Source organism: Akkermansia sp. N21116 (genome assembly GCF_029854705.2).
Classification (GTDB): domain Bacteria; phylum Verrucomicrobiota; class Verrucomicrobiia; order Verrucomicrobiales; family Akkermansiaceae; genus Akkermansia.
The window spans coordinates 1,483,100-1,508,132 of record NZ_CP139035.1 but is presented as its reverse complement, the minus strand read 5'-3'; the positions used below and the strand labels follow the sequence as shown (position 1 = coordinate 1,508,132).

General features: G+C 50.4%; 16 protein-coding genes and 1 tRNA gene. 4 read left to right on the top strand and 13 right to left on the bottom strand.

Annotation, left to right across the window (positions count from 1 at the left end; translation table 11 throughout):
• Window positions 1-40: 40 nt before the first annotated feature.
• The gene (locus tag QET93_RS05775) at window positions 41-751 is read right to left on the bottom strand and encodes a pirin family protein (RefSeq protein WP_280131917.1); all 711 of its coding nucleotides are present in this window, start codon (window positions 749-751) and stop codon (window positions 41-43) included.
• Window positions 752-917: 166 nt separating this feature from the next.
• On the opposite strand from QET93_RS05775, the gene QET93_RS05770 reads away from it, so the two are divergent.
• A complete protein-coding gene (locus QET93_RS05770) occupies window positions 918-3,401 on the top strand; it encodes a two-component regulator propeller domain-containing protein (RefSeq protein ID WP_280131918.1) in 2,484 nt (827 codons plus the stop codon).
• Window position 3,402: 1 nt separating this feature from the next.
• A complete protein-coding gene (locus QET93_RS05765; RefSeq protein ID WP_280131919.1) occupies window positions 3,403-3,900 on the top strand; it encodes a hypothetical protein in 498 nt (165 codons plus the stop codon).
• Window positions 3,901-3,929: 29 nt separating this feature from the next.
• Here QET93_RS05765 and QET93_RS05760 read toward each other — a convergent pair whose 3' ends face one another.
• Window positions 3,930-4,745: a MerR family transcriptional regulator gene (locus tag QET93_RS05760; protein WP_280131920.1), complete on the bottom strand. Its 816-nt coding sequence runs from the start codon at window positions 4,743-4,745 to the stop codon at window positions 3,930-3,932.
• Window positions 4,746-5,019: 274 nt separating this feature from the next.
• Between QET93_RS05760 and QET93_RS05755 the strand changes: the two genes are divergently transcribed.
• Together QET93_RS05755 and QET93_RS05750 are read left to right on the top strand one after the other, a co-directional pair.
• Window positions 5,020-6,171: an efflux RND transporter periplasmic adaptor subunit gene (locus tag QET93_RS05755; protein WP_280125788.1), complete on the top strand. Its 1,152-nt coding sequence runs from the start codon at window positions 5,020-5,022 to the stop codon at window positions 6,169-6,171.
• Window positions 6,172-6,193: 22 nt separating this feature from the next.
• A complete protein-coding gene (locus QET93_RS05750; protein ID WP_280131921.1) occupies window positions 6,194-9,292 on the top strand; it encodes an efflux RND transporter permease subunit in 3,099 nt (1,032 codons plus the stop codon).
• A 156-nt stretch (window positions 9,293-9,448) separates the two neighbouring features.
• On the opposite strand, the gene QET93_RS05745 is transcribed toward QET93_RS05750, so the two are convergent.
• From QET93_RS05745 to QET93_RS05695, 11 genes are all read right to left on the bottom strand, one after another.
• On the bottom strand, window positions 9,449-10,234 hold the full coding sequence (locus QET93_RS05745; RefSeq protein WP_280131922.1) for a hypothetical protein: 786 nt from the start codon (window positions 10,232-10,234) through the stop codon (window positions 9,449-9,451).
• A 155-nt stretch (window positions 10,235-10,389) separates the two neighbouring features.
• Window positions 10,390-12,600: a glycoside hydrolase family 3 C-terminal domain-containing protein gene (locus tag QET93_RS05740; protein ID WP_280131923.1), complete on the bottom strand. Its 2,211-nt coding sequence runs from the start codon at window positions 12,598-12,600 to the stop codon at window positions 10,390-10,392.
• Between the two features lie 426 nt (window positions 12,601-13,026).
• Complete coding sequence (locus tag QET93_RS05735) at window positions 13,027-13,536, bottom strand: flavin reductase (RefSeq protein WP_280131924.1); 510 nt, start codon at window positions 13,534-13,536, stop codon at window positions 13,027-13,029.
• Window positions 13,537-13,565: 29 nt separating this feature from the next.
• Window positions 13,566-14,936 carry an MFS transporter gene (locus tag QET93_RS05730; RefSeq protein ID WP_280131925.1) on the bottom strand — a complete coding sequence of 457 codons (1,371 nt, stop codon included), beginning with the start codon at window positions 14,934-14,936 and terminating at the stop codon, window positions 13,566-13,568.
• A gap of 31 nt (window positions 14,937-14,967) precedes the next feature.
• Window positions 14,968-15,043, bottom strand: a tRNA-Glu gene (locus tag QET93_RS05725).
• Between the two features lie 13 nt (window positions 15,044-15,056).
• Window positions 15,057-15,242 carry a hypothetical protein gene (locus QET93_RS05720; RefSeq protein ID WP_322190136.1) on the bottom strand — a complete coding sequence of 62 codons (186 nt, stop codon included), beginning with the start codon at window positions 15,240-15,242 and terminating at the stop codon, window positions 15,057-15,059.
• 4 nt (window positions 15,243-15,246) lie between these two features.
• The gene (locus QET93_RS05715; protein ID WP_280131926.1) at window positions 15,247-17,226 is read right to left on the bottom strand and encodes a hypothetical protein; all 1,980 of its coding nucleotides are present in this window, start codon (window positions 17,224-17,226) and stop codon (window positions 15,247-15,249) included.
• Window positions 17,223-19,226 (bottom strand): hypothetical protein, encoded by a 2,004-nt coding sequence (locus QET93_RS05710; protein ID WP_280131927.1) that lies wholly within the window; start codon window positions 19,224-19,226, stop codon window positions 17,223-17,225. Before QET93_RS05710 ends, QET93_RS05715 begins: the two co-directional genes overlap by 4 nt.
• A 3-nt stretch (window positions 19,227-19,229) precedes the next feature.
• Window positions 19,230-21,221 (bottom strand): hypothetical protein, encoded by a 1,992-nt coding sequence (locus tag QET93_RS05705; protein ID WP_280131928.1) that lies wholly within the window; start codon window positions 21,219-21,221, stop codon window positions 19,230-19,232.
• Window positions 21,222-23,201 carry a hypothetical protein gene (locus QET93_RS05700; protein ID WP_280131929.1) on the bottom strand — a complete coding sequence of 660 codons (1,980 nt, stop codon included), beginning with the start codon at window positions 23,199-23,201 and terminating at the stop codon, window positions 21,222-21,224.
• A 15-nt stretch (window positions 23,202-23,216) separates the two neighbouring features.
• A complete protein-coding gene (locus QET93_RS05695) occupies window positions 23,217-24,773 on the bottom strand; it encodes a hypothetical protein (protein WP_322190135.1) in 1,557 nt (518 codons plus the stop codon).
• Window positions 24,774-25,033: the final 260 nt, after the last annotated feature.

Below are 25,033 nucleotides of genomic sequence, written 5' to 3'. Positions count from 1 at the left end.
AGCATTTACAATCATACATTGCGCTTGGAAACGATGCACATCATTCTTCGGGGGAATATGGGACCTCAATAAGAAGGACATCCGACGGCACCAAGGCAGAAATACTCAACGACGACGTGTCATAGATGCCAGCTCCATCACGGGCGTGAAGAACGGCGTCTCCGACTTTCACCTCTCCCTTGATGACGAATACATACACGCCCGTACCATGCCCCTTCAACGAGTAAGAGGCCGACACTCCTTCATCAAGAGCCCCCCAGGAAAACCACGCCTGCTGGTGCAAACGAATCCGGCTGTCAGGAGCAATAAACACGGAAATTTCATTCTTCTTCAAAAGCGGCCTGATATTGTAATCGGCATATTGCGGGTCGATATTCATCTCATCGGGAATCACCCATATCTGGAGGAACTTCAAGATTTCATCCGGATCCGGATTGTATTCACTGTGGAAAATACCCGTCCCCGCACTCATGATCTGAATTTCTCCGGGCTGGATGACATGGTTGTTCTGCAAACTGTCTCCATGGCTCAAACGTCCATGGAGAGGGATGGAAACAACCTCCATATTCTTGTGCGGATGACGGTCAAACCCACGCCCCGGAGCCACCGTATCATCATTTAACACCCGGAGAGAGCCAAAGCCCATTCTGTCCGGATTGTAATAATCGGCAAAACTGAATGTATGCCATGTATCGAGCCAGCCATGATTGGCATGCCCCCTTGTTGCAGAGCGATCAATGATCATTTTCATATTTGGTCCTTCTTTCTGGTAAATATTGGACAAAGCCCCATCTGGAACAGTTCAGCATCATGACATTGGATTTGTCATAAATTCCTACCGGATAAGATATTGTTAAATTTATCCAAAAAAAATTGATTAATCTCAATTTTTAATTCATTCTTCTCTCACATAGCCTATGAAACTTTACCCGCTGTTATCCCTGCTATTGTTGACTTTTCAGGCAGCCTTCTCTCTTGATCTCTCGACATGCCCCGTCCAATTCGTTACGGGAATGCTGCAAGCCTCCGACGGGAAAATATGGGTCGTCGGAGAGGCGGCAGGGCCTGCATATCTGGATACCCGGCAAGCTGAAGATGGGTGGAAGTCTGCGGCGGAGAAAAAAGGATTTCCTGACAGAGTCAATTGTTACGCCCTGGCAGAAGACAAACAAGGACGCATTTGGGTAGGTACCGATCATGACGGGGTTGCTATCTGCAACGGTCTGGAATGGAAGGTATATGGAGTACAGGAAGCCCTCCCCGGAGAAAGGGTCTTTTCCATTGCCGTATCCCCTCTGAATGGAGATGTCGCCATAGCAACATCGGGAGGAATTGCCATTTATCAACCGGAAAAAGATAGTTGGCTCTCGGTAACACGTGCAAACAGCCTACCGGAAGATCAAGCCTACTCCGTACATTTTGATCATCAAGGGATTCTATGGGCCGGTTTTTCCTGTTACGGAATTGGCATGGCATCACCAGGTAAAAATTACCAAATCTGGAAGCATATCCATACAAACTGGTATTGGGATAAGGAACAGCATACTCCTCAACCTAAAGAACAGGCAGGAGAAGGCCTCCCCTCCAACCAGATCAACATCATCTCTTCGTTACAGGATGGCAGCATCTGGGTTGGTACGATTGCCGGACTCGGTTACAAACTCAAAAATTCCCATTGGCGTTTCTGCCGAGGTAAAGACTTCAAAGATAAAAATGCCGGACTTTATCAAGTAAAACCTACCGCCAACCGGACCAATACAAGTTATCCTAGAATCTTATTGCCTGAAGATTTCATCACCTCCCTCGCCCCCGCCGGGAAAAAACTTCTAATAGGCTTTAGACAACAAGGAGCTTGTCTTCTTGATCCTGCCAATTGGACACTTGAAAAAACCTATTATCAACAAAATCCGGCATCTCCGTCCAGATGGATTAACTGTTTCTTGCAAACGCCGGACGGATCCCTGTGGGCCGGCACTTTTGGAGGAGGGGTTGTCTGCCTTGATAAACAAGCTCCATTATCACTGAAACAGCCATCCCCAGAGGTTCCGCCCTCCCGAGAGAATCCATGCTTTCCATCGGCCGCCAGTCCCTCATCCGACCAGGATTTGACGGACGCATACCTCGCTCTTGTCAAGAAGGATGAAAAAGAGACTCACAATTCCGATGCCATCTTTTTCGGCGAGGACTGGAGCACGCGGGGCGATTGGTGCCTGCGTCATGGAAAAGATTACGTCCTGCTATGCGGTGCCAATGCACCATGGGACAATGTTCGATACTTCAACTCCATCATGTCGATGAACTATAGATGCTACGGAACCATCGGACCCAACCAGAAAAATGATGGATTGAGACATTGGGTCGAAACCATCAACGACAAAAATAACAGAAACGTCCTCGTAAGCCCGGATTTCTGCATCCGTACGGAATCGGAATGGGATGACCACGGTGAAGCATACCCACAGTCTTTTGACGGCCCCGATGTATGGATTGCCGTAGCTATCCCTCCGGGAAAACACATGCTGAGCATTTATTTTTATAACCCGAATGGGCGTAAGAAATTCAATAACTCCTTAAGAGATTATCTGGTCGAAATAAGGAAAATACGTCCCAGCCTGCAGGGACTAAAAGAATTCAGCACAGTGAAAGAAGATTACGCGCATACCAGTAAAGTCCGGGCTGAACATGCAGGCAACCATCTTTCTTCCCCTGTTTTGGCAAGAACGAGAGTCAATTATTTTTCCGGCTCAGGAGTCTATAAATCCTTCCTCGTATCCGGACCGGGTAGCTATTATGTCCGTGTGGCCCGTAACCATTCATTCAATACTATCGTCAACGGGATCTTTATCACATGCCTGTCCTATCCGGACCGGAGCAAGTGGAATACGACAACATCTTCCGGGAGAATTTATAACTTTTCGCTTTTGAAAACATTTCTTGATGCCCCGTATCCATACAATTTCTCCTGGATCTCAAATCCTTCCCCGTTTCTATCCAGCGAATACATGCCGGCTTCCGTAAATATCAGAACCATTGCCGCATATCGCCAGTACATGACTTCCTGCTTGCAATCGTTATCAAATAAAAAATCGCAAACTGAAACGGATCGTGAGTTGATTTCCCATCTCAAATGGTGTCTGAATCTCCATGAAAAGGAAAACGAAAAGAAATTCGACGATTATTTAATGGAGCTCTGGAATATATATCAGGAACTCTATCCCTGTTTCAGATCAGCAGAATGGGCTAAATATAGCCCAAATGTCATTCCATTTTCAATAAATGAAGTGAAAGCTATGGAAAAAATGCAGATAGACTGGAAACAATACCTACCGGGACACAGACCCCAAATTCCAGTCGATGCGATGAAACGAAAAATTCACCTTTTTATAACACAAAAAAAATAACATGTTAAAAAAATTAATTATACTTATTTTATCATCCTTGTTCTCTACAGAACTATTATCATCAGCCGATATAAGTCATGCTGGTTTTTCTGTTATCCATGAATTTGAAATTTTAGCCGATGCTAATCTTAGTAATACACAGCAAGGTTATTATATACCAGGCTATGGAAGTGTGCCTGAGTTATCAAGTGCCGGTTTTTCTGTTAAATTTACTCGTGACCCTGTTCCTGCTCAAGAATGGGAAATCATTGAAGGTCCAAAATACTATTGGAGTATCGAAGGTTCCAACCCTGACATAAGTAATTTTGTCGTCCAAAACTCTGTTCCGACATATGATTCGCCCAGAACAACTGTTTCACGAGTACTACATCCAAGTAGCAACAACAACAATGCTTCATTAAAATGTACTGTTTTATATATAGCTCAGAAACAAGGTACATCCCAGCATGATAATTCTCCAGTCGATCATTCAGTTTCTATTTGGTATGATGTCAAATAGAGTAGGAAGGGTTTATCAAAACTCGCGGTTTAGCTGTTCCCTCTATCGGGTAGAGAACATCTGATCTCGTACTGGGGATGGGAAAAATCGTAGTGATCGGTAAACAATTCCGTTTCCATCACCACTTTGTCGTAATCCTGAGAAAACAGATCGGGGAAAAGTCCGCGTACGTGTTCAATGTCATTGACGTCCGTCTTCATGCACGCAAAGGAAGAGGCCGGAAGCCGGAGCACGTCTCTTGGAAGCGGGACGGGCGCGCCGTCTCCTTCGATAGCGATGTATAGAAACCTTTCTTCTGCATCTCCCCGGTACAGCATCATAATCCCGCCCTCAATGCACATCCCTAGCTCCTGTCTGATAATTTCGTCAATTCCCTTCGTAAATTTCAGGTGATACTCGGAACTGCGCAATGCCCCCTTGTACGGGATTGTCCACAACAGCATATCCGGGAAATCCACCTTGATCGGACCATTGTGAAAGCGGTAATTCTCCGCATACTGGATGTGCTCCCGGATTTCGTCGAGCATGCGGAGCCGGGCATTAATTGCCTTGATCTTCTCATCGGCCAGCATCGTGCCATATGTAATCAACTTGCCGATGCGGATATTTTTCCTGTCCTCCGTCATAAACTCCGGGAAGCGATTTAAAGGAATGTCCAGTTCCACACATAATTGAATGGCCTGAACCAACGGGATCTGGGAATAGTCGTAGTAACGGTAGCCCGTCTCCGAGTCGATGTATGCCGGAGTCAGAATACCGATCCTGTCGTAGTAACGGAGCGATTTGACGTGTACTCCCGTTTGCTGGGAAACGTTGCCGATTGTCAGTAATTGTCTTTTGTCCATATTCAGCAAAATACGTCAAAGGGAAAATCGGAAACAGTCCACAGCAAAAAAAATTATAAACGATTCGCAATCAACACAATGAATATTCAAACCCAAATCTCATCTCAAGGTATCCTTCGTACTTGACGGAAGATTCACTGGCATGATTCCGATTTCCTATTGACTCTCCCATTATGGGATAGTTTATAGCATGATATCTTATCGGCGCTCCAGAGGAATGAGAGGCAATGACACAAGACCTCACCCCGGTTTGCCCAACAATCCGTTTCACCGAATGAAAATAGCATCTATCCTGCCCGTCCTTTTCGCAACGGGAATCACTCTTTCCTCCTGCCGTCAAGAAGACCAGGCCACACCTCAAATGCCTCCGCCCGAAGTGACTGTCGTCACGGTGAAGGGAACACAGGAACCCGTTACCACCAACCTCCCCGGACGGATGGAAGCTTTTCTACAAGCCGAAGTCAGAGCCCGCGTCACGGGCATCATCCAGGAACGCTGCTACCAGGAAGGACAAAATGTCAACGAGGGGGATATCCTCTTCAAAATCGACCCCGCCCCTCTTCAAGCAGCCCTCGACGGCTGCCAGGCCGCACTCGACCGGGCCAAAGCCATCCTGGACGACGCCAAGGACAAAGTGGACCGCTACTCCGCCCTCGTCACCAAGGGTGCCGTCAGCGGACGGGAACACACGCTCGCCCTGGCCGAACAAGCCAAGGCAAAAGCCGATTACGACGCAGCCGCTGCAGCCCTCGAACAAGCCAAACTCGACTTGGGATACGCCAACGTCACCGCGCCGATCAACGGCCGTGTTCGCCGAGCCCTCGTCACCAAGGGTGCCCTGGCCAACAAAAACGAATTCACCCACTTGACGACCGTTGAACAGATTAATCCCATTTACGTCCGCTTCAGCCAGCCTTCCACTCAGCACAGCAAACTCCGGCGCGCCGTCCTGTCCGGAGAATGGGAGGGTATCCCCCTCGACCAGGTCAAAGTCAAACTCCGACTTCCGGACGGAGACGAGTATCCCCTCCCCGGCAAGATACTCTTCAGCGACATGGCAGTAGATCCGAACACGGACACGATCGAAATGCGCGCCCTATTCCCCAACCCCGACCACGAACTCCTGCCTGGAGCATACGTCCGCGTCGTCTTCGACAAAGCCATCCGCAAAAACGTTTTCAGCATCCCGCGCGACTCGCTGATGCGAACATCGCAGGGAGCCTCCGTTTACGTCGTCGGACAAGATGACATGCTGGAAGTACGCCCCGTCACCGCTGAAACCATGAAAGGGAAAAACTGGCTCATCACCTCCGGACTCAAAGAAGGCGACCGGGTCGTCACCGGCAAACTCACCATGCTGCGCCCAGGGATCAAAACCATCGTCCGGGAAACATCCGCCCAGTCCCAGCAGCCGGACACCCACTAAACGCCCAGCCCCACATTAGGCTATGCCCGACTTTTTCATCCACCGCCCCATTTTCGCATGGGTTGTCGCCCTCCTGATCTCGCTGATCGGGACATTGGCCATCCCGATGCTGCCCGTCGCCCAGTATCCGGACATCGCGCCGCCCGTCATCAACATCCGTACGACCTACCCGGGCGCTTCCGCCCAGGTCACGGAAGAAGCCGTTACCGCCGTCATCGAAAAGGAAATCAACGGAGCCCCCGGCCTCCTTTACATGACAGCTACCAGCGATTCCAACGGCATGGTCGACATCGCCGTCACATTCAAGCAGGGCACCGATCCCGACATCGCCGCAGTCGAAGTTCAGAACCGTATCAAAATCGTCGAATCCCGCCTTCCCGAATCCGTCCGACGCGAAGGCGTATTCGTCGAAAAATCCTCCAACAACATCCAGGCCGTCATTTCCCTGTCTTCCACCGGGACATTGGACGGGACGGAACTCGGTGAACTGGCTTCATCACGCATCATCCCGGAACTCAAACGAGTCAAGGGTGTCGGTCGCGTCGACCAGTTCGGCGCGGAGACATCCATGCGCATCTGGCCGGATCCCGAAAAACTGGAGGCTCTTAAGCTGACGCCCAACGACATCGTCACGGCCGTCGCCTCCCAGAGCGAACGCATCATCGTCGGAGACATCGGCGGAGCCGCCGTCAACAAAGACGCCCCGATCAACGCCAGCGTAGTAGCGGAAGAAGCCTTCAGTACCCCGGAACAATTCGAATCCATCGCACTCCGCACGCTCGAAGACGGTTCGTCCGTCAAACTCAAAGACGTGGCTCGCGTCGAACTCGGAGCCAACAACTACTCCTTCTTCTCGCGGTGCAACGGGCAGGTCTCTTCCGGCATGGCCATCAAGATGGCGCCCGGTTCCAATGCCGTGGAAACCATGGGACTCCTTCAGGACAAAATGAACGAACTGTCGCGGGACTTTCCCGCCGGCGTCTCCTACCAGATCCCCTACGAAACCACCCACTTCGTCAAGATCTCAATCCAAAAGGTCATTTCAACTCTGCTGGAAGCCATCGCCCTGGTCTTCATCGTGATGTTCCTGTTTCTTCAGAACTTCCGGGCCACTCTCATCCCGACACTCGTCGTCCCCGTCGCCCTGCTCGGCACATTCGCCGTCATGTGGGTATCCGGATTCTCCGTCAACATGCTCACCATGTTCGGCATGGTGCTGAGTATCGGCATTCTGGTAGACGATGCCATCGTCGTTGTCGAAAATGTGGAACGCATCATGATGGAAGAAGGGCTGGATGCCCGCCGTGCCACCGTCAAAGCCATGAAACAGATCGGAGGAGCTATCGTAGGCATCACGGCAGTTCTCATTTCCGTTTTCATCCCGATGGCATTCTTCAGTGGCGCCGTCGGCAACATCTATCGTCAATTCTCACTGACGCTCATTGTGTCCATCGCCTTCTCGGCCTTCCTCGCCCTTTCCTTGACGCCGGCCCTCTGCGCCAGCCTCCTCAAACCTTCTTCCGTAGAACATCAGGAAAAGAAAGGCTTCTTCGGACTCTTTAACAGAACAGTCACCCGCGCTACCAACAGCTACGGCAAATCCGTAGGAGGCATCATCAAACGCCCCGTCCGCTCCCTCTTGATCTACCTGCTCGTCATCGCCGGAGCCGGCTACCTGTATGTCACCCTCCCCACCTCCTTCCTGCCGGAAGAAGACCAGGGCAACTTCCTCACCGTCATTTCCCTGCCCGCTGGAACTCTTCAGGAGGAAACCAGTGAACGCCTGCGCGAAGTGGAAGACTATCTGATCCGGAACGAACCCGTCGAATATACTTACTCCGTCGGAGGGTTCAGCTTCTTCGGCTCCGGAACCAACATGGCCATGCTCTTCATCGGCCTGAAGGACTGGGAACACCGGACGGAGCCCGGCATGGGCGTCAAGGACATCGTCGCCAGAGTCAATGCCCGGTTCGCGGCAGATCCTCAAATGAACGTCATGGCCATCAACATGCCCTCCCTGCCCGAACTCGGCAACACGTCCGGGTTCGACTTCCGCCTTCAGGACAAGGGAGACATCGGATACGACCGCCTCGTCGAGGCACGCGACGAACTACTCGCCAAGGCCAACACCACAAGCCCCGACCTCACCGGCGTATACTTTGCCGGGCAGCCCGACACCCCGCGCCTCCGCGTTGCCATCGACCGAGAAAAAGCATTCTCCATGGGAGTTCCCATCACGGAAATCAGCAATTCCCTGGCTGTCATGTTCGGTTCCAGCTACGTCGGTGACTTCATGCACGGCAACCAGGTTCGTCGCATTATCATCCAGTCCGATGCCAAAAGCCGCCTCGGCGGAGATGACATCGAAGACCTGCATGTCCGCAACTCGGCCGGCAATCTCCTGCCCCTCTCATCCTTTGTCGATCTCGAATGGACGGCAGGCCCCCCTCAATTGACACGCTACAACAACTATCCCGCGTTTACCATCAACGGCTCCGCCGCACCCGGCAAAAGCAGCGGCGACGCCATGAAAGCCATGGAGCAAATCGCCTCCACCCTGCCCCAGGGAATCGGGTTCGAATGGACCGGGCAATCCTATGAAGAACAACAGGCTGGTTCCCAGGCCACCATCCTGTTCTCCCTCTCCATCCTCATCGTCTTCCTTGTACTGGCAGCCTTGTATGAAAGCTGGTCCATTCCGTTCGCAGTCATCCTGGTCGTACCCCTCGGCCTCATCGGTGCCTTGCTGGCTGTCTTCTTGCGGGAAATGCCCAACGATATCTACTTCAAAGTCGGCCTCATCACCACCATCGGCCTCTCCGCCAAAAACGCTATCCTCATCGTCGAAGTCGCCAAAGACCTCTACCGGGACGGCATGGACGTCATGCAGGCCACCATCACCGCCGCCAAACTCCGCCTCCGCCCCATCCTGATGACATCCCTCGCCTTCGGCGCAGGCGTTATCCCCCTTGCGTTTGCCCATGGCGCAGGCGCAGGAGCCCAAAAAGCAGTCGGTACCGGCGTACTCGGCGGCATCATCACCGCCACCGTCCTCGCCATCTTCCTCGTACCCCTCTTCTTCCGCCTCACCGCAGGCAAGCGCAAGAAAATCGAGGAATAAGGCCTTCTTCCAAAAACAGGTTATCGACATTATTGAGCCTCACTCAGGAATTTCATCCCGGGTGAGGCTCTTTTCATCACTGGATATCAGTCCATCAAAAGGGTTGCCCCATACTGGATGAAGACAGCCCCATGTACGTTGATTGGTCAGATAAACTTATTTGTATTCTTCCATCATTTGCCGGACTTTTTCCCGAATTGCATCATCGTTTGATTGCTCCATCTTTTTGTAAAGATCAGTCATATCAAAATAGATTATCTGTGTATTCCCGGAAGACTTATCCCGTCCGACAATAAGCTGCAAATACAGTCCATACTGGTACATTTTATTTACACTATCGCTTTTCAAAAGATTAGGATAATTCTTCGCTATGTATTCATCTTGGGCTGCTTCAATTCCTTCCAAACTCGTCACATAGCTTAAATTAACTGCCTTGGACAACCGTCTGAATATCTCCTGATCCGTTGAAACATTTGAGCTAACATTCGGAAATAGTATCAAGGAATCATCTGAAGCCATGGGTTTGCACCCCACACAGGAACAATCCGATTTCAGACAATTACAAGAAAATGACGCTTGCCCGCATTCCTCTCTTAGCATGCACATTGCTGCCAATTCGACAATGCGCCTGGCTTCCGCAATAGCTTGCTTTTTGCGTTCTTCTTCAGACAAACCTAATTTACCATCAATGGAAAAGACATCCACTACGATGGGAAATAACGATTTGGTATATTCCCTTTCAAGTCCGTATACTCCAGAATGGTGACGGCATTGCATCCGGCATGATGCATGAACCGTATACACACCAGCAGTCCCAGGCAACAGTACTGCTTCCATATGCAGATTTTTAACATCTACCGAACATTCTCCAGCGTTCATCTGTCCAGTCCAAGTCACAGATGCAAGCATCACGCCCAACAGTAATCGTAAAATTGATTTCATACCTTTTTCTCATCATAGCTACTGTCTTTCATCAGGGAAAGACCGGATAGTAAATACTTGATCTGTCGTACTACTGGTAGCACGGTATAACAAAAAAAGGACTGTTCCAGAAAATTCCGGAACAGCCCCTGCATTCAATGAATATGCGGCAACCTTTATTTCCAGGAATACTGGACGGGAAGGTTGCGGGAAGAATTCCCGATCGAAACCTTGTATTCACCGGGCATCACATCCCAAGAATTTTTCGCTTCGCTCCAGTATTTCTTCTCTTCATCCGTCAGTTTGAAGGTAACGACTTCCGACTGACCTGGTTTAAGATTCACCTTCTTGAATCCGGCAAGTTCCCGAACGGGCATAGGCACTTCTTTTGATTCGGGTTTGGTGATGTAGCACTGCACGGTTTCAGCTCCTTCGCGGTCTCCCGTATTCGTCAGCTTCACGGAGAACTCACCTGCTCCGGGATTGGTACCGGCGGGGTCCATGGAAAACGTCGTGTACGACAAGCCGTAGCCGAAGGGGAAACGGGGTTCAATGCCTGCCTTGTCAAAGTGCCGGTAGCCTACCCATATATCATCGGAGTAGAATTGAACGGGATTGTCCTTGCTCCAGCGGATATCGCCCGGGTAGGAGAGGAATCCTTCCGAATGGCTCTTCCAATCGTTCAAGCGTTTGCCGAAGGTACAGGGCAGTTTACCCGAGGGGTTCACCTTGCCCGTAACCACTTCAGCAAGCGCCGTACCGGCATCCATGCCACCATACCATAATTCCAGAAGAGAAGGCACTCGGTCAATCCATTCCTCTACCTGGACAGGAGCGCCGTTGACAAGGGCTACCACCGTTTTCGGATTAGCGTCCAAAACCCTGTCGAGCAAGGCTACCTGGTCTCCCTTGAGGTTCAGATCCGGCTTGTCACCGCCTTCCAAGACCCCCCAACCGGCACATTCGCGGTCATAGGTATGATCGGTGCCTCCCACAAAAATGACCACGTCCGCCTCCTTGGCAGCTTCGACGGGATCCCATTCTTTCATGTCCGGGAAACTCTTTTTCTTCGGATCTTCGAAGCGGAATCCGGGAGCAAACAGGACGCGATCCTTGCCGAAGAGCTCCACAATGCCGGCCAGCGGCGTCTTCTCATAGGGGGGACGTCCTGCCGCAGCACCGCCACGCTGATGGACGCCGGAACCATCCACCATGGTCTGGTACTGGTCGGCATTAGGCCCGATCACGGCGATTTTGCCGATTTTTTGCGGATCCAGAGGAAGGAACTGCTTGTCATTTTTCAGCAAGACCACCGCTTCGCGGGCAACCTGGCGGGCAACCTCCTGATGTTCGGGAGCATTCAACCGGCCTTCCAGAGGCTCGGTAAACGCGCCGACACGCATCGCAAAACGGATATTGCGTTTGACGGCATCCTCAAAAAACTTGCGATCAATCTTCCCCTCATTGACCAGCTTGACAATATTCTTGTCCTTGTCCGCATTCTTTCCGCTGGGCATTTCCAGATAGCAGCCCCCGTTGACGGCATCCGCATCGCCATGCCATGCTCCCCAGTCGGACACCATAGTTCCATCCCACTTCCAATCGTCATAAAGAATATTGTTAAGACGATCTCTCTGGTGGCTCGCCCACTTGCCGCGCACCTTGTTGTAAGAGCACATGATCGTCCAGGGATTGGCCTCGCGTACGGCGATTTCAAACGGCTTGGCATAAATCTCGCGCAAAGCGCGTTCCGGAGCATCGACGTCGATAACCGTGCGGGACCATTCTTGATCATTGAAAAGCCAGTGTTTCAAAGATGTCGAAACACCATTGGCCTGTACGGCATTAATAAACGAAGCGGCTATCTTTCCGGCCAGGAAGGGATCTTCCCCGAAATATTCGAAGCTACGTCCGCCCAAAGGCGTACGCATCAGGTTGACTGCGGGGCCCAGAATAATGCGTGAGTTCGTCGCCTTGCACTCGCTGGCAATCACCTCGCCGACTTTTTTAATCAAATCCTGGTTCCATGTAGACGCCATGGCCGTCCCGCAAGGGAAATACGTTGAACGATTGTCTCCTCCGAGGCGTACTCCCAGCTGTGCATCCGACATAATGAACTTCGTGAGTCCGATGCGCGGCACATCACCGTATTCGTATCCGCTGCAGCCGTGAAGCAAGGAAGCCTTTTCCTCATCCGTCAACCGTTTGAAAAGATCCTCCACCCGCTGTTCCAAAGGTTGATTCTTGTCACGATACGGAGCATTGACCATGGAAACATCGGTCGGCGGTTCAATCTTACTCCGGACTACATCCTTGCTGCCCTCGGCATATTGCTCCGCCCAACCGGACGAACATACGGCACACAGCCCGAAGGCAGCAATTCTCATGAGGCTTCTTCCATTCATAAATCTATTGAAATGTATATGATTACCGTTGAGATACGTATACTCGCCAACCGTTCTTTCACAGAATACCTGTATTCGGGACAAAGGCGCGGCAACTTCGCCCCACGCCACTGAACATACCAAGCGGACGGGAAGAAAGGCCCCCCCTCGTTGGATCCATGCGATCCCCGCCATGCTACGATTTTCTGGAAGCACGCTTATCCTCCGAGGCGGAGCCGGAGTGGCCACGATCATCCTTGAAAAGCCTGACGAGGAATTTGAACAAATAACGATTTCTCATCTCAATGAGATTTGGATACCTAAACCGCTTTCTGCTTAGGGAAGAAACCATTGCCATGAAGCGGCTTCAACTTTTGAGACTCATAACCGCTGCGAAATGTTCACGATACAGGAAAGAATGTCCATGTATCACTCCTTGATCCATGCATGCATGATTTCCACCACATACATGCGATGCAAGGGATTATCCTCTGCGTACCACTTCTCCAGACAGGACTTGTCCACGAATCCGGACTCCTTCAGGGCATCGCTGTACAGTTTGCGACATTCCAACACGAGATCGGCGCCTTCGACAGCCACATTGCCCATCTCCGTCACTATGGGCGACAATCCGGCAGCGGCCATCTTGTCTCCGTTGCGCCCGGATGTCGTCCCACACACGCGCAAGGCCGAACGGAACTCTTCCCCCATGAAGGAGAGGGTCAGGTACTCCTTCTTTTCGATGAACTCATACGTATAGCGGTTGGGGCGTACCACCACAAAAGCTACAGGCTTACCCCACATAAACCCGATACCACCCCAAGAGGCCGTCATCAGATTGAAGGATTCCCGATCCCCCGCCGTAATCAGCATCCACTTGTGACCGATTAACTCAACGGCATTATCCGTAATGTTTACAGGACTGATTTCTTTCATCATCTTTTTTCTACAGAATTTGAATAATGAGATTATGACCGCATGGAACGGCCGATTTTCAACACGAAAAGAGTCATACCCAGGCTCATGACTCCCATGACAACAAACTGCCATGCCGGGGAAATCAACAGCATCATGACGTACTGGAACCCCACCGCCAGCAATCCCAGAAAGCAATCCACAAGATTCCCCGCCGCAATCACGTCGCCGCGCCTTCCGTTCTCCGCACGATCCTGAAGACAAGCATTCAACGGCACCAGATAAGCCGAGGCAAAAGCTCCCGCAAAAATCAGGAGTACCTGGAACAACCAGACATTCGGAGGCACGAGGCTCAATCCCAGGCATCCCAGAGTCATCCCCAGCCCTCCCCAAAAGGCTACTCCCATGCGAATGCCGTTGCGGCAAATGGAGGAAGCCACCACGCCACCCAGCACCATGCCGCCGCTCATCCAGGCCATGAGTTCAGCCCCCTGAGAGCCAAAATCATCTCCTGCTCCCGATACCTCCTTGGCCAGCTGAATCGTCATCAAAATGATCGTTCCTCCGAAAAACCAGAAATATCCGATACCGGCCTCGCAACGCCGCAGGACTTCATGCCGCCATAAATACCCCAATTGCTTAAAATGTTCGTACAGCAAACTCCACGCAAACGGACGCGCCTCATACGGACGATAGGCAGGCAGAGTAAACGTCCCAATCGCCGTCACCACGGCCAGCAGGAAAAACATGAAACAAGGAAACGATGCCGCATACCACCCGTCATTGATCCCGTTCGGTTTGAAAACACCGTCAAACCAGGCAAAAAAACCATCCCCAAGCATTCGGTGCCAGATCGTATTCGTCCCCGGCTCCAGCAGATATGAAAACCAGACAAACACCCCCAACTGGCCGATCAGCAGAGCCAGCACAGAAGCCATCTCCACAATTCCGCTGGCAAAGCCGATTCGTTTCGTACCTACGATATCCTTGATAATCCCCTTTTTGGACGGACTGAACACCGTCGCCTGTACGGCAAACACGCAAAACCACCCCAGCGCGGCATCAAGGTTGTGCCCTCTCAAGCTAAAAAACATCCCCATCAACACCACCAGCTGAGTCACGGCCATGGCCCGGATAATATACGTCTTGCAAAACCTGTCCGACAACCAGCCAGCCAGAGGGGAAAACAAAATAAACGGCAGGACGATAATCGCCCCCAGGGGATACTCCAGATTACCCTCTTCACGGTACAACCATACCCCCAGAGGAATCAGCAAAAACTGGGCGCCTTTTTCACTGAAGGAGTTCTGCGCCTGGATCAACACGAGCTTCCAGAACGAGAACCAGTCGATACGCTGCGGATCCGCGGTATTTGCCTCCTGCATGCCGCGCATTGTAGCCGTCCTCAAACGGGATACCAGCATTATTCCGGCAAAACCATCACCACAAGAGAAATGGCACTCCCAGCCGGAGTTGAACCGAGCCTTTGCCGTTGGAGAGACGGCCTTCCTATCCGCTAGAAGATGGGAGCATCAATCAGAAACTCAGGTCCGGAAACCTGATGTGGATTCATCAATACCACTTTCCCTCACGCAGTCAACTCCAAATTCGCCCATCAATTTTTTGGGATAACATCCGTCATTTTCCTTTACCATCATGGTCTTGAAAGAGTATTGCCAAGCTGTTTTTTGCTTCTGTGCCAACGGCATCTTTCCGTTGAAGAAGATCATCAGCTTACTTCTGCGACAAACGGTCCACTCCTTCCCCACAACCGGCATGATAGAAAAACCTGCCTTTTGCCCCACGTTTATAATACTCCAAGGCTTTATCACGATCCACAGGCGTCCCGATCCCGTCCTCATATACCTTTCCCAGAAAATAATTCAAACCGCCCGCCGTGTAGGACTGGGTATATTTGTCCAATTCTTGGGCTAAATCATACAGTTTTTTTTCATCCCTTCCCGGCAGGTCTGCATGCCGGAACGCGAGAGTTAACATGAAAACCGACGGAGCAATCTGCATATTGACATTGTTTCGTTTCCCTCCATTGAAAGGGTCGGAATAGAGAACCGAGCTACCTCCGAACACCCCCATGGCTTCCTTAGCTTCTGAATAACAATCCCAAGCCTTTTTCAAATCACGGGACACCCCCATACCATGCTCGTTGAGATAGCCTAGGACAAGTTTGCCGAGAGGATCACCTTCGCCTGCCAACTCCTTCACCTTATCCACATATACGCTGGTAACGCCAGGAGAAACATCCCAACAGGCAGGTTCTTCCAACAATTTGAGCAACAGACGATCAGCTCCGCACAGAGCAACCAGTTCATCCAACTGCCGGCGGGCTTTTTCAGCATTCTTCCCATCAATCAACTTCACAACGTCACACCAATACACCTCCTTTCTCCAATCCAGCTTTTCCAAAGCTTTGCTCATGGCTTGCCTCAAAAAACGGGGACGATAAAAACACTCCATCAACTTTGTTTCCATGGAGTCCAACTTGGAACGAAAAGCCATTCTCTCGATAAAAGGCACATACCTGCACTCCAGCAACGTGCGATAGTAACGAAACGCCTCTTCCCAGTCCTCACGGGTAAAATAATTCAAGCTCGACAACCCATGTGCAAGCCAGCAGTCCATACCGGCAAGGCTCCCCCTCCGGGCTGCCTTTCGGGCACAATCCACCCCCTCGTAGAATTCGTTCATCTCCTTCGCATCTTCGACTTTCAGCCCCCCCATCCGGACAAGACCATTCCACGCCTGGTCACTCGCTTCGTCAGGAAGCATCAGGATAGCTCTGCCCCAAAACGTTTCCTCCATCCCTTCCAGTATTGCCCTCTGTCTATCGAAAGAATCTTTGGGAGGGGAAAAAGTCAGGGTTGCCATTTTTTCCATCGCCCTCACATCCCCGGCTTTCACCTGCTTCCTCAGGGCATCCTGCAACAGGGATCTCTCCTCGTTGGAAAGAATCAGGTGGCAGGCGATCCGGCACATCAGGTTATAAGCCATCAAATCACCTCCGCGAAGACCATTCAGAAATTCATGATAACCAGGAAGACCCGTATAATCAGGACACTTTTTTGGGGAAATAAAGAGTGAACTACTACCCGTAATTTTAACAACATTCCTGTTTTCCGGAAGAGTCAAATGCACAAATTCCCTTAAAAAGCGAGCCCCCGGATGCTTAAATTCCTCTGCTTTCCCCAGCCAGTAATCCACATCTCTAGCCTGCCTCCAGCTTAACATTTCAGGAAAATCTCCCTTTTCCCATCCAAGATGCAACGCCATCGCCAGGCAAGCCTCCGCATCTCCGCTGTTTGCCCGGTGCAAACATTCCTCAAGCGACACCTGATCCGCAGGAAGTTTCCCGTGGGAAGTTACCGGATCCAACGTCACTTCATAGGGTAGATTCTCCTTGTCCCGAAGCTTGGCCTGCATCTCAGCCAAAGTCTTCTCTCGCTCTTCCCTTCGCGCAAATTCCTCCTTCACCGATGTCGCGTCCTTACCCGTAATCCGGCTTAAATACTTGCCGCCATCATTGCATCCACGTGCGATCTCCCACGTCAACGGGAAAAGAGCACGGCGTTCGTTCCACAATTTCCGTTGCTGCTCGGAATAGCTATCCCCATACTCGGAAACCGCTGGCCACAGAAACACGCTCGTCACCACTGCCAGTAGGACGGCAGTTATTGAAATCCACATTTTCTTTTTCATGGGTTATTCTCCTTGGAAATTCCTTTTGTTTCTTCTTGCAACAAGCGTTCAACGCCATCCGTACATCCGATATGATTCTTGCCTTTTTCGTAAAACTTCAAAGCCTTTTCCTTGTCTACCGGAGTTCCGATACCGTCCTCATACACACGACCCAGAAGATAACTCACATTTCCAGGAAGTGAAGAAGATACCGAATCTTCCAATTCCTGAGCCAGCGCATACATCAATTTTTCATCCCTGCCCGGGAAATCCGTGTGCCGGATTCCGAGAGACAAGAGGAAAAGGTCAGGAGCCTCCTGCATACTCGCAGAGCAAATTTCCTCTCCATTGTCAGGATCCATATAACCATCGGGCAACCTTTTAACAAAAAAACCGACAGTATCTCTCGATTCGAGATAATACCTCCAGGCCTTGCCTAAATCGCGTGGCACCCCCAATCCGTGTTCATGACAATACCCCAGGACAAGTTTTCCAAAAGGGTCTCCTTCATCAGCCAATTCCTGCACCTTGTCGGCATAAATGCGGGCAAGTTCAGGGGAAACATTCCAGAAGGATGAATCTGCCAGTAACTTGCTCAAAATGGCATCTGCCCCACTCATAGCAATCCATTCATCCAATTGGCGACGCACGGTATCTACATCCCCGATATCCATTCGTTTATTGATATTTTTAAACAGTTCTGCACCATCATATTCCTGTTGACCACGAATCTCTTTAATCGCATTTTCCAGCAATTTATAATCGTAAAAACCTGTGACCAGATCCAGATCCGATCTATCCTGGCGAAACAAGTCATCCCTGAGAGGCTGAAAAGGAATATAGTTGCGTTCCAACAGCGTGTGATAGTAGCGGAACACCTCATCCCAATCTTCTTGAGTATAGTAATCCGAGCAGATGACACCATTCCACAGGCAACAATTCATACCTGCGAGGCTACCTCTTCGGGCAGCCTTACGGGCACAGTCCATGCCTTCTCTCAATTCTTTCATCGTCTCGGTATCTTCCACATCAAGCAACCCAATCCTGACAAGACCATTCCATAAACTCCCCTGAGCCTTGAACGGAAGGAAGCCGACAGCTCGCCCCCAAAACGAGTCTTTCATTTCTCGGATCATATCGAAATTGCATCGATAGGTATCCTGTGAAACAAAGAAAATCAAATCAGACAGCTTTTCCATCGCTCTCACATCTCCTGATTTGACCTGCCGCCGAAGAGATTCCAGCAATAACATCCTTTCCTTGTCAGGAAGAGTGAGATTCCAAGCCATTTTTACTATCAGGGAATACGCCACCAAATCGCCATTCCGCATACAATTCAGGAACCCTTCATAACCCGGCAGATCTTCATAATTCGGGCAAGCTTTTCGCACACAATATATCGTAGAACCCGAAATTTCAGTAATTGTTTTTCTGCTTTCCGGCAATGTCATTCGTAGGAATTCTTTTAAGAAACGCGCCCCCTGATGATTCAACTTCTCGGCCCTGTCCAACCAATAACCGACATCTCGAGCGCCTCTCCAGCCCAACTCTTCAGAATACTCTCTGTTACCCCACCCCAAGTGGCATGCCATCACCAAACAGGCCTCTGCATCGCCGCCATTTGCACGACGTAAACATTCCTGAATCGGTACTTGCTCTGCCGCCAAAGATGCCCAGTCTTCATGAATAACAGAAGGTACGGGATAGGCTAACTTCTCTTCCCATTTAATCTTAATCCTTTCATTATCGATCGATTTTATACATTCCTTTCGCCGTTTCCATTCATCCTTCACCCACATTTTATCCTTGCCCAACACACGACTTAAAAACTCAGCATCAACATCCGGGATACCATCTGCCAATGCCCAGATCCAAGGTAAAATAGCCCGACGCTCATTCCACAGCTTCCGCTGTTGCTCGGAATAGCTGTCCCCATACTCGGGAGCCGTCGGCCACAGGAACCAGCCTGCCACCGCTGCCAACAACACGGCAGCTATTGATATCCATACTTTCTTGTTCATGGCTTACTTTTCCCCGGAATTTCCTTTTGCCTCCCGTTGCAAACGTTCCGCCCCTTCTGAGCAACCGAGGTGACCACTTACGAGACATTGATAATACTTCAAGGCTTTTTCATGATCGACAGAAGTACCGATGCCCTCCTCATAGACTCTCCCCAAAAGGTAGCGCAAATGACCAGTATAGGGGGAATTATCAACGAATGGCTCCAATTCCTGAGCAAGCTCATACAATACGTGTTCATCTCGCCCCGGAAACTCCTTATGGTGGATCCCCAGAAACAGTATGAACACTGCCGGGGCATTCGGCATACATGTTGTACTCGATTTTCCTTCATTCGTGGAATCCTTGAAGCTAACAAACCCTCCTCCATAATTCACAGCAATCTCCCGGGCTTCCCGATAACAAGCCCAGGCTTTCCCCAAATCACAAGGGACGCCTGTTCCATGCTCATAGCAAAAACCCAGCACCAACTTGCCAAGGGGATCCCCCTCGGCAGCCCATTCCTTCACCTTGCCCACATAGGCATCGACCTCATCCGGAGAATCTTTCCATGAATCATACAAACGCAACATTTGCCGTAAAACAGCATCCGATCCTCTCTCAGCTATCTTTTCTTCCAATTCGCGCCGAATTCCCTCAGCATCCTCAGCATGCGTTAATTTCTTTTCGCCGCCATCTATCCACCAATACTCGCCGCTCATATAGCGTTTTACAAAATCAGAGCTCACCTTATTCAACGACTCCGGCTCGTAATAACATTCCAGCAAATTCCTGTCCAGGGTAGGAGACCACTTTCCCGACTCCCATCGATCAAAGGCAGGAACATACCCGCTCTCCCACAAGGTGCGATGAAATCGAAAAACCTCCTCCCAATCTTCTTTCGTATAATAATCCACGCTCGCCAATCCATTCGCAAGCCAACAATCCATACCAATCAAACTCCCTCGCCTTGCCGCCACTCGGGCACAATCCAAACCTTCGCGCCATTCGCGGTCTGCCACCGTATCGGCCGGATTGATCAATCCCATTTGTACCACCCTCTTGCCAAGAGGCAGGTGCATGGACCTTGGAAGTTTCTGAATCATCTCATACCAGAATGATGCCTGCATCTCCTTCCAAACATCACTTCGCCTCCTTCTGGTCTCTCTTGTACAAATAAGCTGAGCCATCTTCTCCATCGCAGCTACATCGCCGGCTTTCACTCCATTCCTCAGTGTTTCCATCAGCAAAGCTCTTTCTCCGGGCGGGAGATCATGAGTTCCAGAGACAAAACTCATCAGGCGGAATGCCATCAAATCCCCCTTGCGCAGGCAATCCTCAAATTCTTCGTAGCCGGGAAGCCCCGTATAATCCGGGCATGTAGCACTACGACTAGCACTTGTCGCGTATTCATCAAGACTGAGAGCCTTCCTGCTTTCCGGCTGCATCATCTGGAAAAAATGTTTGAGAAACAGGGCTCCCGGACGCCCCAAATCCGTTGCCTTGTTCAGCCAATAGTCCACATCACGAACCTCACGCCAACTCCACACCCCGATGCCCAGAACAGAATTCTCACCAACTCTCCATGCCATTGCCATGCACGCGTCAGCATCACCATTCCGGGCTCGCCTCAGGCATTCCCAGAATGGAACCAAATCAACGGGAAGAGATGTAAAATCCGGTTGGGCAGGCAGATTTCCCTGGAAAATAAGTTTCTCCTGGTCGCGAAGAACATTCTGGGCGCTGACTAATTGTTCATTCTGTTCCTCCTTCTGCGATCGAAGTTGATCAACCTCTTTCCAATCCAGTCCGGTCATGAATTGCAAATATGCAGGATCGAACACAATTCTGTTTCCATCCATCCAATCCCATGGCAAAAGCGCCCGCCGTTCATTCCACAGCTTCCGCTGTTGCTCGGAATAGTTGTCCCCATACTCTGGCGGAGATAACCACAAGAACCAGCCAGCCACTGCCGCCAACAACACAGCAGCTATTGATATCCATACTTTCTTGTTCATTCAATTTCCTTTTGACGATTTATCATCCGTCAACTGTTGCAACAAGCGTTCAGCACCTTCGCTACACCCGGCGTGGTTTCCACCACGTTTGTAACAACTCAAGGCTTTTTCCTTGTCCACGGGTGTACCAATACCATCCTCGTATATTCTTCCGAGCAGGTAACTCAAGTCAGACAATCTGGAACCCAAGGTCGGTTTATCGAGACTTTGAACGAGATCATACAATTCCTTCCCCTGCTTCTTCAGTTCATCCGCATGTCGTATCCCCAGCGACAGCATGAAAATTGTCGGCGTAAACTGGAGATAGGAACAGGAATACTTCCCCCCATTCGTTGGGTCGGGATACGAAACCGATATACATCCATAAGAACTCACTGCATCCCTTGCGACAGAATAATAGTTCCATGCCTTGTTCAAGTCGCGAGGCATACCCCGCCCGTATTCATTCAAGTATCCCAGAACGAGCAGAGCCAACGGATCCCCTTCGTCTGCCATTTCCTTCACTCGGCTGGCATACATACGGGCAATTTCCGGAGCAACATTCCAGCATCTTTCATTCTTAATCAATTTCAGCAAAACAAAATCAGCCCCCATCGTCGAAATCAGCTCATCAAGCTCGCAGCGAGCCTTCTCCACATCGCTTTCCGACGTCAATTGGTCGGAATAAAACCGTGCCATATCCTCCGTCAACTTCAGCTTTTCCAAAGCCTCATCGTAGGACTTCCTCAGCGTAGCAGGTGGATAAAAACAAGCAACCAGTTCGTCCCCGATGGGCTTCGGAAAAGATTCCCATAACTTTCTCCGTACAAAAGGTATATAGCCACGTTCCATCAAAGTTCGATGGTAGCGAAGCGCCTCTTCCCAATCTTCTCTGGTAAAATACCCCAGACTCGATATCCCCCATAAAAGCCACCAATTCATCGCGATCATGCTGCCAGACTGCGCTGCCTTCCGGGCATATTCCGCCCCTTCGCGGAATTCTTTCATCGCCGCAGTCTGCTCAGCATCCCATACACCTAGCCAAATGAGAGCATTCCACAACTGAAGCTTCCTTTCTTGAGGGAGCTTGACCATAGCCTTGCTCCAAAATGAATTTTCAAGTTCACCGAACATCTTTTTGAGTCGATCCTCATTGTCCCTCGGGAAGGAAAATACCAGTTCTGCAATCTTTTCCATCGCCTTCGTATCTCCACCCTGAGCCTTTGTTCTCAGCGCATCCAACAACACAAGGCGTTCCCGATCAGGAAGTTTCAGGTTGCCAGCCAATGCCACCAACAATCTGTAAGCCATCAGATCCCCACTGCGAAGGCAGGTCATAAAATCCTCGTACCCCGGGAAATCGGTATAGTCCGGGCATGGTTTGTAGAACGATATGAAAACCTCACCGGCAAGCCTCACCGTTTCCCGACGCTTCGGCTGCATCTTCCGTGCAAAATACCTCAAAAAGTGTGCTCCCGGATGCTTCAGGTCCTCAGCCCTGCCCAACCAATAATCCACATCTTGAGCTGTCCGCCAAGTCAATGCATTACCTTGCTGTAACACAACACAAACCATCGCCAAACAGGCATCCACATCGCCCGCCCGGGCTCGCCTCAGGCATTCCTTCCGAGACACATGGTATACAGGGATATCCTCCTGCAATACATCTTCCGTCAGAATTATCGGGCAAGGACTGTTCTCCTGATTGGCAAGCTTAAGCTGTTCTTTTTCCAGACCGGAATCCTGCTGTTTCTTCATCTCCATCGTCTTCTTCGTCCATTTTTCATCTTTTCCCAAAAAACGACTCAAAAACGTGATATCGACACCTCCGCGGACTCGAGCAAGTTCCCACACACCGGGAAAAAGTGCCCTCCGCTCATTCCACAGCTTCCGTTGCTCCTCGGAATACCCCGTACCATACTCCGACGGAGAAGGCCACAGGAACCAGCCTGCCACCGCCGCCAACAACACGGCAAGCAACACGATCTTTTTCTTCTTCATCTCGACTCCACTTCATCAATTTTGTTCGGAAGAATCAAGTTCGTCTTCCCCCAATCTCTCTAATCGTTCCGCACAGCCTGCATGCCTGTACCTTCCCCTTTCATAATGCATCCGCGCTTTTCCCAGATCAACTGGCGTGCCGATCCCGTCCTCGTACACACGTCCCAGAAGGTAACTCAAATAGTCATTACTAATCGAAAATAATTCCAATTCCTGAGCCAATGCATACATTTGAGCTTCATCCCTGCCCGGAAAATCCGCGTTACGTATCCCCAGAGAAAGCATGAAAAACGAAGGCATCATTTCCAAATAGCTACAGGAAACATGTTTATCTCCTTCTAGATTCAAATAAGTCATTAATTTAACTCCGAATATGCCCATGGCCACCCTGGCTTCCGAGTACAAGTTCCACGCCATTCCCAGATCGCGCGACACACCCAGCCCATTCTCATAGAGATAGCCTAAAACGAGCTTCGCCAAGGGATCGCCCTCTGTAGCCAACTCCCTTACCTTGGCAGCATACGCCTCTGTAATTTCAGGAGCAACATTCCATGATCTACGCAGTACCAATACCTTTTCCAAAACATAATCCGCCCCCAGAAAAGCAATTTGCTCATCCAGATCACAAAGAACTTCAGCCGCATTCTTGCCTTTCGCCAAATAATCCCCCCCACTAACAACATCTTCATCTCTCATCCCGGATTTTGCCCAAGTCAATCGATACGCAGTCCGCAAGGATTGAGGAGAATAATAGGATTCCATCAATATCTGATCCAAAGGAAGAGGGTAATACTTCCCCCAATCTCGAACATAAGGGACATAAGCCCGCTCCCACAGGATACGATGATAACGAAAAACCTCCTCCCAGTCCTCACGAGAATACTCCTTCAGACTCTCCTGACCATACCGAAGCCAAAACGCCATTCCTACCATGCTCCCCCGCCGTGCCGATTCACGAGCACACGTAGCAGCTTCGCGAAACTCTCGCATTGTCTCCGTATTCTCAGCATCTACGATTCCCAGGCGCACAAAACCCTGTATGGCTGGCTCCTGCACAGATTCGGGAAGCATGCTAATCATCTTGCCATATATGCTCTTGGACATCTCATCGTTGGCCGAATGACGCCAATCAGTCTCCCTGTAAGGTTCGAAAATAAGTGAACACATCTTTTCCATTGCCAGGACATCACCGGATTTCGACCGACTCCGCAAGCCCTCCAACAACAGTTTCTTTTCCCGGTCCGGGAGTTCATGGTCCGCCGCAAGCCAACAAAAGAGTTGGTAGGCCAACAAATCCCCATCCCGGAGGCATTGCTGCCACTCGGCATAACCGGGAAGTCCCGTATAATCCGGACACAATTTGCTTCTAATACTCAAGCCGCCTGATTGAAAAACAGCATTTTTCCGATTCTCCGGCAAAATCATCATCATGAAATTCTTTAAAAACCGGCATCCCGGATGTTTCAACTCCTCTGCCTTATCCAACCAGTACCTGACATCATGAGCACGGCGCCACGTCAATAATTCCGACCTGAACTTCCCTCTCCATCCCATGTGAAGAGCCATCATCATGCAGGCATCCACATCCCCGTCCCGAGCTCGCTCCAGACACTCCCGGACAGATACCTGACTCACTGGGAGGGGGGAACAATCCGAAGGTACATTCTGATCCATTTGAAAACCCAGCTTCTCCCTATCGCGAAGTTGTATCTGTTTCGCAGCCAATTCTTCATCTCTCTTTTTCTTCTGTTCAAACAGAAGCTGAGCATCGCTCCTATTCAACCCCGTCAAAAAAACACTTCCCCAACTATCTAAATCATAATTCATTCCCT